General features: G+C 64.2%; 13 protein-coding genes and 1 tRNA gene. 7 read left to right on the top strand and 7 right to left on the bottom strand.

Going from position 1 to position 13,913, the window contains the following annotated elements; all coding sequences use genetic code 11:
* Nucleotides 1-88 precede the first annotated feature (88 nt).
* Together ABD283_RS04160 and ABD283_RS04155 are read right to left on the bottom strand one after the other, a co-directional pair.
* A complete protein-coding gene (locus ABD283_RS04160; protein WP_344223744.1) occupies nt 89-1,024 on the bottom strand; it encodes a sugar-binding transcriptional regulator in 936 nt (311 codons plus the stop codon).
* A 40-nt stretch (nt 1,025-1,064) separates the two neighbouring features.
* A complete protein-coding gene (locus ABD283_RS04155; RefSeq protein WP_259916167.1) occupies nt 1,065-2,282 on the bottom strand; it encodes a NupC/NupG family nucleoside CNT transporter in 1,218 nt (405 codons plus the stop codon).
* A 155-nt stretch (nt 2,283-2,437) separates the two neighbouring features.
* Here ABD283_RS04155 and ABD283_RS04150 point away from each other — a divergent pair, with 155 nt between their 5' ends.
* From ABD283_RS04150 to ABD283_RS04140, 3 genes are read left to right on the top strand one after another with little or no spacing between them, the layout of a single operon-like run.
* On the top strand, nt 2,438-3,733 hold the full coding sequence (locus ABD283_RS04150) for a thymidine phosphorylase (RefSeq protein ID WP_344223798.1): 1,296 nt from the start codon (nt 2,438-2,440) through the stop codon (nt 3,731-3,733).
* 41 nt (nt 3,734-3,774) lie between these two features.
* Nucleotides 3,775-4,431: a deoxyribose-phosphate aldolase gene (gene deoC, locus ABD283_RS04145; protein WP_344223743.1), complete on the top strand. Its 657-nt coding sequence runs from the start codon at nt 3,775-3,777 to the stop codon at nt 4,429-4,431.
* A gap of 28 nt (nt 4,432-4,459) precedes the next feature.
* Nucleotides 4,460-6,154 (top strand): phospho-sugar mutase, encoded by a 1,695-nt coding sequence (locus tag ABD283_RS04140; RefSeq protein ID WP_344223742.1) that lies wholly within the window; start codon nt 4,460-4,462, stop codon nt 6,152-6,154.
* Between the two features lie 136 nt (nt 6,155-6,290).
* Here the strand turns inward: ABD283_RS04140 and ABD283_RS04135 are convergent.
* Nucleotides 6,291-6,378, bottom strand: a tRNA-Ser gene (locus tag ABD283_RS04135).
* A 201-nt stretch (nt 6,379-6,579) separates the two neighbouring features.
* Here ABD283_RS04135 and ABD283_RS04130 point away from each other — a divergent pair.
* Complete coding sequence (locus ABD283_RS04130; protein WP_344223741.1) at nt 6,580-7,563, top strand: NAD(P)H-quinone oxidoreductase; 984 nt, start codon at nt 6,580-6,582, stop codon at nt 7,561-7,563.
* Between the two features lie 135 nt (nt 7,564-7,698).
* A complete protein-coding gene (locus ABD283_RS04125; RefSeq protein ID WP_344223740.1) occupies nt 7,699-8,178 on the top strand; it encodes a hypothetical protein in 480 nt (159 codons plus the stop codon).
* A gap of 15 nt (nt 8,179-8,193) precedes the next feature.
* On the opposite strand, the gene ABD283_RS04120 is transcribed toward ABD283_RS04125, so the two are convergent.
* The 4 genes from ABD283_RS04120 to ABD283_RS04105 all read right to left on the bottom strand — a co-directional run bounded on the left by ABD283_RS04120 (nt 8,194) and on the right by ABD283_RS04105 (nt 11,670).
* On the bottom strand, nt 8,194-8,466 hold the full coding sequence (locus ABD283_RS04120; RefSeq protein ID WP_344223739.1) for a hypothetical protein: 273 nt from the start codon (nt 8,464-8,466) through the stop codon (nt 8,194-8,196).
* Nucleotides 8,459-9,502 (bottom strand): glycosyltransferase family 2 protein, encoded by a 1,044-nt coding sequence (locus ABD283_RS04115; protein WP_344223738.1) that lies wholly within the window; start codon nt 9,500-9,502, stop codon nt 8,459-8,461. Before ABD283_RS04115 ends, ABD283_RS04120 begins: the two co-directional genes overlap by 8 nt.
* A gap of 237 nt (nt 9,503-9,739) precedes the next feature.
* On the bottom strand, nt 9,740-10,357 hold the full coding sequence (locus ABD283_RS04110; RefSeq protein WP_344223737.1) for a response regulator: 618 nt from the start codon (nt 10,355-10,357) through the stop codon (nt 9,740-9,742).
* Nucleotides 10,354-11,670: a sensor histidine kinase gene (locus tag ABD283_RS04105; protein WP_344223736.1), complete on the bottom strand. Its 1,317-nt coding sequence runs from the start codon at nt 11,668-11,670 to the stop codon at nt 10,354-10,356. Before ABD283_RS04105 ends, ABD283_RS04110 begins: the two co-directional genes overlap by 4 nt.
* Nucleotides 11,671-11,888: 218 nt before the next feature.
* On the opposite strand from ABD283_RS04105, the gene ABD283_RS04100 reads away from it, so the two are divergent.
* Both ABD283_RS04100 and ABD283_RS04095 read left to right on the top strand, forming a co-directional pair.
* Complete coding sequence (locus tag ABD283_RS04100; RefSeq protein WP_344223735.1) at nt 11,889-13,034, top strand: ABC transporter permease; 1,146 nt, start codon at nt 11,889-11,891, stop codon at nt 13,032-13,034.
* A 1-nt stretch (nt 13,035) separates the two neighbouring features.
* The gene (locus ABD283_RS04095; RefSeq protein WP_344223734.1) at nt 13,036-13,788 is read left to right on the top strand and encodes an ABC transporter ATP-binding protein; all 753 of its coding nucleotides are present in this window, start codon (nt 13,036-13,038) and stop codon (nt 13,786-13,788) included.
* The last annotated feature ends 125 nt before the right edge of the window (nt 13,789-13,913 follow it).

Here is a 13,913-nt window from a genome sequence, read left to right as displayed (position 1 = left end):
CGTCATGACCCGCGCTCCATTGCGGGGTCTTGACCCCAATATGACACACGCCACCGACGCGCTGAAGCAGCCGCAGAACGGAGTCGGATCAGGCGAGAACGGCCCGGGCGGTGTCCTCGTCGGTGACCAGGTGAGATACGTAGCCGGCGCCAAGGGCAGCCTTCAAGGGGCGGACCTTCTGCTGCCCGCCGGCCACACAGATCCGGGTCTGCTTGGCACGCAGATTCTGCAGGGACACCGCCACCGTGCGTTCCTCGAGCTCCGGCAGGCATGGCTCTCCCTGCTCATCGATGAAGCGTGAGCAGATGTCGCCCACGGCGTTGTCCAACAGGGCAGTTTGTTCGGCCTCGGAGAGGTAACCGAGTTTCAACAACGTGGATTCCGGGCTCATGGTGCCCACCGTGAAGATGGCGGTCTGGGCGTCCCTGCCCAGGTCCAGGATGTGTTTGATGTGCCGATCTTCCTCGACCACCCGTTTGACCTCTGCGTTGTCGAAGATGACCGGGAGGGGCAGGGTCTGCGGGTAGGCGTTGAACGCCTCGCAGAATAACCGGATGGTCTCGTAGTGACTCGTGGAACGTGAGGTCAGTGTGGCACCGCCCTTGAGCTGGACCACCTGCACCCCGTGGCAGTTCTGGTGCTTGAGGGACCGGGCCACCGCGTGCAAGGTGCGGCCCCACGTGATGCCGACCAGATCGCCGTCGGCAACGTTTTCCTCGAGCATGAGGGCACCCACGGCACCCAACTCGCGAACCAGCTCCTCGTCGGTGGGCTGACTGGTGATCACCCGCGCCTCGGCCAGTCCGAAACGCTCGCGCAACTGATCTGCGACCGCGGTGGAAACTTGGCGAGGATCGTGAATCTCCACGGTGACGAACCCGCGATCCTTGGCGTGCTGGATCAGCTTGGAAACCGTAGGGCGAGAGACCCCTAATTCACGGGCCACATCTCCCTGGGATAAGCCGCGCTCGTAGTAGAGGCGAGCGGCGCTCAGTCCCTGGACATCTCTGGGGCTCAATGACATGGGGGTCTCTCGTTCGTGAAAGGTGGTGATCAGGCGGGGATCAAAGCCCCAGGATGACACCCACCAGCGCTGCGTTGAGCATGTTGGTCAGGAAGCCCGCGAACAGGGCAAACAGGCCCATCTGAGCGACGTCCCCGCGGCGATCCGGTGCCAGGCCGCCGATCGAACCGATCTGAATGGCGATCGAGGACAGGTTGGCGAAACCGGCCAGGGCGAACGTGGTGATCAGCACGGACTGGGGATCCATGTTGGGGATCTCCGGGCCGAACGAGGTGTAGCCCACGAATTCGTTGAGGATGGTCTTCTGACCGATGAAGTTGCCGACCATGGCGGCGTCATTCCAGGGCACGCCCAGGGCCCACGCGAGCGGGGCGAAGATGATGCCGAACAGGCCTTCCAGGGACCAACCCTCGAAACCGAAGAGGCCGCCGAACCAACCGAGGACCGCAGAGACCATGCCGATCAAGGCAATGAACGCGATGAGTAGGCAGCCCACAATCACGGCGATCTTGCCGCCGCTCATGGCGCCGGTGCCGATGGCATCGATCAAGTTCTTGGACTCGGTGTCGCGCACCTTGAGCACATTGACGGAGGCCACGGACTTCTCGGTCTCGGGCATCAGGGCCTTGGCCACGAGCAGCGAGCCGGGGGCGTTCATCACTGCGGCCGCGAGCAGGTAGGGCAGCGGTGCACCCAGCAGGGAGTAGCCCACCAGCGTGGAACCGGCCACGGCCGCGAAGCCACCGGTCATGCACGCGAAGAGCTCGGAGCGGGTGAGCTTGCTGATGTACGGCTTGATCATCAGCGGGGCTTCACTCTGCCCCAGGAAGATCACGGTGGAGGCGAACACGGACTCGATCTTGGACGTGCCCATGATCTTGTTGAGCGCGGTACCCAAGAGGTGCACGAAGAGCTGCACCACGCGCAGGTAGTACAGCGCGCCGATGAGCGCGCCCAGGAAGATGATCACGGGGAGCACGTTCAACGCGAACACGAACCCGCTGTTCTCACCGAATAGACCGCCGAATACGAAGGACGTGCCCTGATCGGTGAACGAGATGAGTCCCTGAACCAGACCGGAGAACCACTTGAGAGCCTCGAAGCCCGGGCCCCATTTCAGGATCAACAGGGCCACACCGATTTGCAGGGCCAGGCCCACAGCCAGGGTGCGCCACTTGATGGCGCTGCGGTGTCTGGAGAGAAGAACGATGATGCCCAGGATGAGCACAATGCCAATCAGGCCTTGGAAGCGATCCACGATGATCCTGCCTTCACATGGGGCGCCGTACCGGCGCGAACATTTGTCAAAAGAGTGATTGACAAAATTTCTCATGAGCAGCTTAGGATGTGAACACCGGTTCCACAAGCCAGGAACTCGTGTTTTCGAACCCCAATTCCGAGGGAGTGATCGCGGTGGTCGAGGCCTACGACGCTGTAGATGTCATCCGTATCAAGCGAGACCGTCAGAAGTTGCCCATGGACGCCATCGACTGGGTGGTGGACGCCTACACCCGCGGTGTTGTCGCGGACGAGCAGATGTCGGCTCTGGCCATGGCGATCTTCCTCAACGGCATGGATCGCGAGGAGATCGCCCGCTGGACGCAGGCCATGATCAACTCCGGCGAAACCATGAATTTCAAGGCCCTGTCCAAGGCCACCACCGACAAGCACTCGACCGGTGGCGTGGGGGACAAGATCACCCTGCCGCTGGCGCCCCTGGTCGCTTCCTACGGCGTGGCCGTCCCGCAGTTGTCCGGCCGCGGACTGGGCCACACCGGCGGCACGCTGGACAAGCTCGAAGCCATCTCCGGCTGGCAGGCGGACCTGACCAATGACCGCATGATGGAGATCCTGGAGGACGTGGGTGCTGTGATCTGCGCCGCCGGTTCCGGTCTGGCTCCCGCGGACAAGAAGCTCTACGCCCTGCGTGACATCACCTCCACCGTGGACTGCATCCCGCTGATCGCCTCCTCGATCATGTCCAAGAAGATCGCCGAGGGCACCGGAGCCCTGGTCCTGGACGTCAAGGTGGGCCCGGGCGCGTTCATGAAGAAGGAAGCCGATGCCCGCGAACTCGCGCGCACCATGGTCGACCTCGGCACCGACGCCGGCGTGAACACCGTGGCGCTGCTGACCGATATGTCCCGCCCGCTGGGCCTCACTGTGGGCAACGCCCTGGAAGTCCGCGAGTCCGTGGAGGTCTTGGCAGGTGGCGGCCCGAGCGACGTCGTCCGCCTGGCCGTGGCCCTGGCCAAGGAAATGCTGGAGGCCGCCGGCGTCAAAGACCCCGATGTTGAGGAAGCCCTCAAGGACGGCCGCGCCATGGATTCCTGGAAGCGCATGATCTCCGCTCAGGGCGGCGATCCGGACGCCCCGCTGCCCGTGGCTACCGATACCCACGAGGTCACGGCCGACGAGGACGGCGTCATGACCGAAATGGACGCGCTCGCCGTGGGTGTCGCGTCGTGGCGCTTGGGTGCGGGCCGTGCACGCCAGCAGGATCCCGTGCAGGCCGGTGCCGGCGTCGAGATCCACGCGGTGCCCGGCGACAAGATCACCAAGGGCCAAAAGCTGTTCACCCTGCACACGGACACCCCGGACCGTTTCGACCGCGCACTGGATTCCCTGCGCGGCGGCTACACCATCGATCCCCAGGCGGCCGAGGGCACCGGCGCGCGCGACGACGTCGTGCTCGACCGGATTTCCTGACCTCACCCACCGCCCGGCTCACCACACCAAGGAGTTAATTCATGACCACCCGCGCCGAACTGGCCCACATGATCGATCACACGCTGCTCAAGCCGGAGGCCACGGCCGACCAGGTGGCTGAGCTGGCCCGCGAGGCCGGCGAACTGGGCACGTTCTCGATCTGCGTCTCACCGTCCCAGCTGGACGTGAACCTGCCCGAGGGCGTCAAGCTGGCCACCGTGTGCGGTTTCCCGTCCGGGGCGCACGCGGCGGCAGTGAAGGCCGCGGAGGCTGCGGATTCTGTGGCCGCCGGCGTGGATGAAGTGGACATGGTCATCAACCTGGGCCTGGCCAAGGTCGGCGACTGGGACGGAGTGCAGGCTGAGATCGCCGCGGTGCGCGAGGCCTGCCCTTCGAAGGTGGTGCTCAAGGTCATCATCGAGTCCGCAGCACTCACTGATGAGGAGATCGTGGCCGCGTGCAAGGCCTCCGAGGCCGCGGGTGCGGACTTCGTGAAGACCTCCACGGGCTTCCACCCGGCAGGTGGCGCGTCGGTCGAGGCCGTGCGCCTCATGGCGGACACCGTGGGCGGTCGCTTGGGCGTGAAGGCCTCCGGTGGAATCCGTGACACCGCAACGGCGCTGGCCATGGTCGAGGCCGGGGCTACCCGCCTGGGCCTGTCCGGTTCCCGCGCCGTGCTCGACGGCCTGTCCGACTGATTCGCTCGCCCACCCCGCGGAGGTATGCATGACCGCTGAACTCTTATCGTCTGTCCGCAGCTGGATCGAGCAGGATCCGGACCAGGCCACTCGCGTCGAACTCGAGGCGCTCGTGGAGTGTGCCGAGTCGAATGACCAGGCTGCTCTGGAAGACCTGACGTCTCGTTTCTCGGGTCCGCTCATGTTCGGTACCGCCGGTCTGCGTGCCGCCGTGGGTGCGGGAGAGTCCCGCATGAACCGCGCGGTGGTCATCCGCGCTACCGCCGGCCTAGCGGCTTTCCTCACCGAGCGCGCGGGGGAGCGGCCGGTGGTGGTCGTCGGTTGCGATGCTCGGCACGGTTCGGAGGATTTCGCCGCCGACGCCGCCGCAGTCCTCGCCGCCGCAGGTTGCCGAGCCATTCGGTTGCCGGCGCAGTTGCCCACCCCCGTAGTGGCCTATGCCGTGCGGGAGCTGGACGCGGACGCAGGTGTGATGGTTACGGCCTCCCACAACCCACCCGCCGACAATGGGTACAAGGTGTACCTGGGCGGCCGGACCGTGAACTCGGACGATGAGCGCGGCGTGCAGATCGTGCCCCCGGACGACGCCCACATTGCCGCACGCATTGCGGCAGCCCCGCCCGCCAACGAGGTGCCGCGGGATGGGCCCGTTGTGGAGTGGACGGATGACTCACTGGTGGACGGGTACGTTGCCCGCGCGGCATCCTTACGCGGCAGCGATGAGCCCTCCGACGTGCGCATCGTCCTGACCCCCATGCACGGAGTGGGTGGGGAGACCGCGGTCCGCGTGTTGGAACGCGCGGGATTCCCTAATGTCACGGTGGTTCCGGAGCAGGCTCAGCCCGACCCCGAATTCCCCACCGTGGTGTTCCCGAATCCGGAGGAGCCTGGGGCCATGGACCTGGCCATGGAGTTGGGGTCGGCCGAGAATGCCGATGTGGTCATCGCTCTGGACCCAGATGCCGACCGCTGCGCCATCGCGATTCCGAGCACCTCGGACGCGGGGGAGACCACGTGGCGACGACTTACCGGTGACGAGCTGGGCGCCCTGTTGGGCGAGCACGCGGCGTCGGACCCCGAACGCAGCGGCGACACCTTGGCCTGCTCGATCGTCTCCGGGCGCTTGCTCGGACGGATCGCGGAGCATCACGGGCTGAAGTTCCGCCAGACCCTGACCGGCTTCAAGTGGATCGCCCGTGCACCCGGGCTACGTTTCGGTTACGAAGAGGCCATCGGCTACTGCACGGATCCGCTCGCGGTGCGCGATAAGGACGGCATCACCACCGCGGTGCGGGTGGCGTCCTACGTAGACCGGCTCAAGCACTCCAGCGCCACGGTGCAGGGGGAACTGGACCGCATCGCGCGACTGCACGGGCTCTACGCGACCGCCCCGCTGACGTTCCGCGTGGCCGATCTGGAACTGATCCCGCAGGGCATGCAGCGACTGCGCGAGAATCCTCCTGCGCAACTGGCCGGCTCCCCGGTGGTCGAGTACACGGACCTCTCCAAGGGCGGCCCTGAACTGCTGCCCACCGAGGGCGTGCTCTTGCGCACCGAGGCCGATGACCGAGTGATCGTTCGCCCGTCGGGCACCGAACCTAAGCTCAAGTGTTACCTGGAGGTGGTCCTCCCGGTCGAGGAGGGCGCGGAGATCCCGCGGGCGGAAGCTACATCCCGCCTCGAGCAGATCAGCGATGAAATCCGCGAGGCCGTGGGCTTCTAGCCCCACCAATCGAGGTTTAAGGTTCCCTATTACCGAAAATGAGCGGCAAATAAGGGATAAGGAACCTTGATCCAACACCGCGAACCACGAAGGCCCCGGCGCTCCTGAATGGGAGCGCCGGGGCCTTCGTCATGGGCGGAAGGTAAGGGATTTGAACCCTTGGTACGGGGTTACCGCACACTGGTTTTCAAGACCAGCTCCTTAGGCCGCTCGGACAACCTTCCTGACCGTTCGCGGCCGCCCGCGGGGGCGGTCGCGAACGACACGTCATTATTCCACGTGACCACTGTGCAGTGCCAATACGACGCCGCTCGGCCCGGTAACGCGCGTAGCGAATCGGCTGAGCGGCGTCGGAATCTAGCCGAGACCGCGAATCCGCGCCAGGATGGAAGAAGCAGACCGACACCGAGCGAGTAGGAGATTCCATGCGTGCAGTGCGAGATATTGAGTCGGGTGGACCGGAGGTCCTGAAGGTCACGGAGATCGACGACCCCTCGGTCACGGGGGATGGCGTGCTGATCGAAGTGGCTGCCGCGGGCATCAACCGCGCGGACGTGCTGCAGCGGCAGGGCAATTACCCCGTGCCTCCGGATGCCTCTGATGTGTTCGGCCTCGAGGTCTCCGGCACCGTCAACGCGCTGGGCCCAGATGTCCCGGAGGAAGCCGGGCTGTCCGTGGGGGACAAGGTCGTGGCCCTCTTGGACTCCGGTGGCTACGCAGAAAAGGTCATTGCACCGTGGCCGCAGGTACTCCCCGCCCCGGAAGGACTGGACCTGGTCGAGGCCGCCGCGCTGCCGGAAGTGGCGGCCACCGTGTTCTCCAACGTATTCATGGCGGCCGCGGCCCGGGAGGGCGAGACCCTGCTCGTCCACGGCGGTGCGGGGGGTATCGGAACCCATGCGATTCAGGTAGCCAAGGCTCTGGGCCTGACGGTGCTGGCCACGGTCGGCAGCCAAGAAAAGGCTGACTTCGTCACCGAACTCGGTGCCACGGCCATCAAGTACAAGGACGAAGACTTCGTGGAGCGGGTCAAGGAACTCACCGACGGCCACGGCGCGGACGTGATCCTCGATGTCATGGGAGCCAAGTACCTGGACCCCAACGTCAAGGCGTTGGCGAACAACGGCCGTATCACCATCATCGGCATGCAGGGCGGGGTCAAGGGAGAACTGAACATCGGCCGCCTGATGAACAAGCGAGGCGCGGTTATCGGCACCACACTGCGTTCGCGTCCCCTGAGCGAGAAGGCCCAGATCATGGGCGCGGTGCGCCAAATCGTGTGGCCCCATGTCACCTCCGGGGCCGTGCGCCCCATCATGGACAAGACCTTCCCGCTGGACCAGGTTCGTGAGGCACACGAGTACTTCGACTCCGGATCTCACATCGGCAAGGTACTTCTGACCATCTGACCAGGTCACTGCAACGAGTCCCAGAACGTCTGCGGACTCGGTGAACCGGCCGTTGACGGGGTCGGAGTCGCTGAAAGCGATACCATGAACCGCTGCGTCTTGGGCGCGGCGGTTCATGTTTGAAAGGGGCACGGCGTGGGTTTCTTGCGCGATTACGTTGCGACGCGCCGCGATGACCAGGAACTGGGTCGCGGAGTGTGGCGGCGTGCTCATGACCGATTCCAGCGCGGACTGGACCGGTACCACCAGATGTTGGAAGGTGTGACCGACACGGGACTGCGGGTGGGTGCAGTTCCGATTGCCAACGACCTCGCGGATCTGTTGCCGCGGGTGCGTGAAGTCTGCATGGAGGCCCATCGCCGGGCGCCGTCGGAAACCCAAGACATTCCCGCGTCCAAGGGTGGATATCTTTCGGACGTTCACCGGCAACTGTCTCGCAGCGGTAATGCCATGGCCCAGACGGCGGAGGCGCTGACCATGGCGCGGTTCGCGGCGTCGTCGTTGAACGTTGCGGACGGGGAAAGCAAAAGCGACCCGCGCGTCCAAGGTATTGAACGACGGGCCGCCAGCGTGCACGAATGTGTGGAACAGGCAGAAGCCCTGCTGCGGGGCTAGAGCCTCAGTGCGGGATTAGGCCGCAATCTCCTGGGGCTGTGCCTCCTGCAGCCGGCGATTCCGGTAGTACTGAAGAGTGTCGAGCACTGCGGAATCCGTGGCTGCGGCGTGGCGGCCGCGGCGGCGCTTGCGCACCGTGAACCACACCGAACGCACGGTGGTGATCAGGGCGAGCGTGGCAAAGAACAAAACGCCCACGGACAGGATGTTCTGCGAAACGGTCAGGCTCACGCCTGCGAGTCCTGCTGCGGCAACGGGCATGGCCTGGGTGAGATCAACGCTATACATTGACGGGGGTACCTTCCTCTACTTCTACGTGGTGCCACGAACCGGTCTGGCCCGTGAGGTGTTGGTGCACAGCCGCGACGAACGCGGACTGCAGGATCAGGGCATAAATCAGTTCGGGGAATACGAGCACCGCCGTGAAGCGGGCCTTCCAACCGAGTTTCCAGACAGTCACGGTGCGCTCCACCGCGAACACCGCGCCCACTGCAAGCCAGAACGGGTTCAGCGCGAACCAGCCGAACACCAGTGACAGGGCGGTGAGCGTCAGATACAAGGACATGAGCCCCACGGACAGGCACAGCATCAGCTGCTGACGCCAGTAGGGGGCCGAGACCCGGGTGAAGCCGTAGGCCGTGACGTTTTGCAGAGCACCCAAGTACCAGCGGCGGCGCTGTAAAAACAGCAACTTGACCGACGGCATCATCTCGGTAGTTGACTCGCACTCGACGGGCGAGCACAGGCGGTATCCCACGGTCTTCAGGTCCAGGGTCAGGCGCATGTCCTCGGTGATGGATCCCAGGTCGTAGTAGCGACCGAAGTGGTCCTTCACCGCTTCCATGGCGTCCCAGCGGATCAACGCCGCGGTGCCGGAGAGCACGAAGGTCTGATCTGTGCGTTCGATTTGTTCTGCGTAGCGGGCCCATTCCAGGCGCTGCATGTACTGCAGGTAGCCTTCCGGGTCTACACCGCCGAAGACGGCGCCCACGGCACCCATCTTGGGATCGCGCAGCCGCTCGAGGGCGATCTCGATGAAGCGCGGTGCCAGCTGGGTGTCCGCGTCCATGACCATCACGTGCCGCGGATTCATGGCGGCTACGACCTCAAGGGCCTGATTGAGCGCACCGGCCTTGCGATGCGTGTTGTCGACACTCTCCATCACGTCCGCCCCCGCGGCCCGTGCGATCTCCACTGTGTTGTCGGTGGAGTTGTCGGAAACCACCAGAATGCGGTCCGGTGAATGTGTTTGATGTAACAAGGACGCAATGGTGCCTTGAATACTTTGACCTTCGTTATGGGCAGGAATGATCGCAACGATCATGTTGGTGATCGGTCCTTCTACGAGTGAAAAAGAGCGTAGAGAACTCTCAATCTCTCCCCAAGGCTATTTATTGACAGTCCCCCGTGCTCGCGCGTCCCCTGTGCGCTTTAGCATCGCTGACCAAGAGCCCAATCCCAGTCAGGTGCGTTAATAAGAGTATAGGCATGAGTAGTGCACTAAAATCCACCCTGCTGGGGACAAGTCCCCATGTGACAGGCGCTTTTTGGGGGACAAGTATTAGATGATTCGTTGTTGTCTGGCTCTGTCGATGGCTGCCGTCCGATTGTCTACACCGAGTTTGTTGTAGACATGAACTAGATGCGTTTTCACAGTTGCTTCGGAAATGAACAATTGTTTTGCCATGCTGCGATTACTTGCCCCGGTAGCTGCTAATTCAAGTATTTCGATTTCACGGGGGGATAAAGCAGATGCGGGTTTAGTGGTGCGCATCACTAATTGTGCGGTTACTTGCGGGGAAAGTACCGGGCGATTAGCGGCGGCGTCGAGAACGGCCTGGCGCAGCGTTTCTTCCGGTGCGTCCTTCAGAAGGTACCCCGTGGCACCGGCCTCCAACGCTGAGAGGATGTCCGCCTGGGTGTCGTAGGTCGTGAGGATCAATACCGGGGGCCCGCCGGCGGCGCGGATGGCCCGTGTGGCGTCGATGCCGGTGGGGCCGGGGCCCATCTGAATGTCCATGACCACCACGTCGATGTCCTCGTGACGAGATCTTTGCTGGGCGGACAGGGCATCGCGCGCTTCGGCGACCACGGTGATGTCGGGCAGGCCCTCCAGCACGGCGCGCAATCCGGCGCGCACCACAGGGTGATCGTCTACCAGTAGGACTCGTGTGCTCAAGACGTTTCTCCGGGGGTGTCGTTGTCGGGGGAGCGGTGCGGGCCGGGGACGTCAGCAGACGGGGCGACCACATCGGGGGAAGTACTCACGCGCGGGGGTTTCAGGGGGATCCTCACATTGACTGCGGTGCCGTCTCCCGGGGCGGATTCAACCGTGGCGGTGCCGCCGGCGGCGGTGACGCGCTCGTGGAGCGCGGGCAGGCCGAAACCGTTGGAGGAGTCACGGGGTGGCAACTGTTCGGGGTTGAAGCCCACGCCGTTGTCGACCACGTCCACGCTCACGTCGTGATCCCACCAGGACAAGCTGACCACGGCCTGGCGGGCATGGGCATGTGCGGCCACATTAGCCAGCAGGGTCTGGGCGGCTCGCAGTAGAACGGTCTGCTGGGCGAAGTCCGCCTGACCCGTGCGGTCCTCAGAGAATGTCACCGTGAGTTCGTCACCGCGGGCTCGGGCCTGCTGCGTGGTCCGCTCGCACAATTGCCGCAAGGCATCGGAGAGCGGCACGGCGAGAGCGGGCGATGAGAGATTGTGAACGAACCGGCGGGCCTCAGCGAGGTTCTCCGACGCGGCGGTCTCAATGGTTCCCAAACGTTCGTCGGTGCGCTGGACGTCGTCCTCGGAGAGCGAGGATCGAGCGGCACGCGACATGAGAACGATGGATGAGAGCCCCTGAGCCAAGGTGTCGTGGATTTCACGCGCCAACCGTTCACGTTCAGTGGCTTGGCCGGCAGCGCGTTCGGTTCGTGCCAATTCCGAGCGGGTGTTCTCCAAGGCCGTCAACGTGCGCTGATATCGCAGCACGTCCTGGTACATGGCGCGGTAGGAGGAAGCCATGATGACCGCGAACACCGCGCCCAGGGCGGGGCCGTAAACCATCGCTGAGGTGAACTCGTCGCCACCGATATGCAGCCGCTGCGACAAGATCACCACGCCGGTCAGGAGTACCACGCAGGCCAGAGCCACGGCCCGGGGGAGCAGCAGCAGGAACAGGAAGAAAAGGGGGAAGACCACGGAAATGAAATCCGCGCTCATGAGCACCAGGGCTCCCCACAACACGGAGATGACCGCGAGCCAAGGAATGGCCAAGAATCGTGGATTACGATCGCTGCGCCCGTGCGCGTATCGGTTCTCCCACACGGTCCCCACCAGATAGACCGCCGCCAACAGGCATGCCAAGCACAGGGACCACGCAAATTTCATGGGCGGATCGGAGGCCATGCGCAGCACACCCAGGAACAGCAACCCGGCAAAGCTCAGGTGCAGGGCCAGGCGTAGTACTCGCAGCACCCTGGCGGTCGATGTGGTTTCCACCTGAGTCTGCCTTCCGTTCCGGATCGGGAGCCTTGCGTTGCGATGACCGTGCCGCCGGGGCGCCGTCGGTCTCGCTAGGGCAGCATACGCGGCGAACCCGAATCTCAGATCCATCAAAACGTGGATTGCGAGCTCAACTCAACGGCAACGGGAAGTCGCTCGGATGCGCGATGTGACCTCTTCGGATTTCGGGGAATCTGAAATGGAAGAAATCTGTCGTGAAGGGACCGGAGGTACCCATGTTCGTCTCCGTGAGAGACATTGTTTTCGCCAAGGGGCGCGTAGCCCTGGTGGCGTCGGTGGTCGCGCTGATCACCATTCTCCTGATCATGTTGAGCGGGCTGACCAACGGATTGGGTAAGCAGAACACCGCCGCGTTGGAAACACTGGACGCGCAGCGCATCGTGTTCGGCCCGGCCGAGGGCACGGACGAGATGCCCTCGTTCACCACCTCGCAGATCACCCAGGAACAGCTGGACGCCTGGACCGCCGAGCCCGCTGTGGAACACGCCGAGCCGCTCGTGGTCACGTTGACCCAGGTGGGATCGGATTCCAAGGTGGCCACCGGAGCTGTCATGGGCCTGCCCGAGGATTCGATGTTCGCGCAGAAGGTCGACATGCTCGACGGCCAGCATCGCCCCGAGGACGGCCAGATCGTGCTGTCCGAGTCCTACACGGAGGATCTGAGCATCGGCCTCGGCGACACCGTGGGGATCGGCGGTAAGGACCTGGAAGTTGTCGGTTTCGTGGTGGACGAGTTCTACAGCCACCTTCCCGTCGCGTGGCTGACCGAGGCGGACGCGCTCGCGGTCGCTCACCAACCCAGCGCCACCGTGGGTACCGAGATCATGGTCCAATTCGCGGACGGCACCGATTCCGCTCAGATGGACGAGATTGCCGCCAACCTGGATGAGCGGGTCGACACCATGACCCAGACGACCCGCGAGTCTTTCCAAGCCATCCCGTCCTATTCCTCGGAGAACGGGTCGCTCATGCTCATGCAGGCCTTCCTCTACGGAATCTCGGCGCTCGTGGTGATTTCCTTCATCACAGTGTGGACCGTTCAGCGCACCCGCGACGTGGCCGTGCTGCGCGCACTGGGAGCCTCGCGCGGTTACCTGGTGCGTGACTCCTTGGTTCAGGCCACGCTCGTGGTCGGCTTGGGCGTGATCATCGGTGCCCTGGTGGGAGGCCTGATGGGTTGGCTCGTGGCAACACAGGTCACTGCTGTTCCGTTCCTGTTCTCGCTCGCCGCCGTGGCCATCCCGGCGCTCGGTGTGCTGTTGTTGGGCATCGTCGGTTCGCTGCTCGCCGTCCGCCGCGTTGCCAAAGTCGACCCCATGATTGCCCTGGGAGGTAACTGACATGACCACCACTACTCACACCGCACCCTGGAGCGACCAGGATCGCGCAGTCGCAGCACCGGCATTCGAGCTGCGTGACGTCACGTTGTCCTACCCTGACGGCAAGGGGCCCGACGGCGCTCCCCGCACCATCACCGCGCTCGACAACGTGTCCCTGACGGCCGTTCCCGGCACCATGACTGCGCTGACCGGTCCGTCTGGTTCGGGTAAGTCCTCGCTGCTGGCCGTGGCATCCACCCTGTTGAAGCCGACCTCCGGCGAGGTTCTGATTGGGGAGACCTCCGTGGGGGCACTGTCCGAAAAGGAGCGCGCGCGATTGCGCCGCGAAGAAGTGGGCACCGTGTTCCAGCAGCCCAATCTGATTCCGTCCCTCAAGGCAGAGGACCAGTTGGTCGTCACCAGTCACATCCGCGGGGCTCGCGGGGCGGCCAAGCGACAGGCTCGTGAACGTGCGCGGCAACTGCTCGAGTTGGTGGGTTTGGAGGGTGCTGGGCGACGCCGCCCGCACGAACTGTCCGGCGGCCAGCGGCAGCGCGTGAACATTGCGCGGGCACTCATGGGTGAACCCAAGCTGCTCCTGGTGGATGAACCCACCTCCGCGCTGGACCAGCAGCGCTCGGCAGAGGTCATGCAGCTCATCAAGAACCTCACCCGCAAGTTCGAATTGGCCACCGTGGTGGTCACCCACGACCTGGAGTTCGTGGACATGGCCGACCGTGAGGTCACCATGCTGGACGGCAAGCTGACCGTCTGACCGCAACTCACCTCGTTGGTGCGCTCCGGCCCGCACGGGCATCCACCGGGCCGAGCGCGGGTTATAGGCCAAAATATGTGTATGGCGGGGGCTTGCTTGCCTGCGATAGCAACGTTCTAGGGGCT

Source organism: Kocuria atrinae, assembly GCF_039531425.1.
GTDB classification, from domain to species: domain Bacteria; phylum Actinomycetota; class Actinomycetes; order Actinomycetales; family Micrococcaceae; genus Kocuria; species Kocuria atrinae.
Note: the sequence above shows the minus strand (reverse complement) of the source record. Positions and strands in the feature narration are given on the sequence as shown.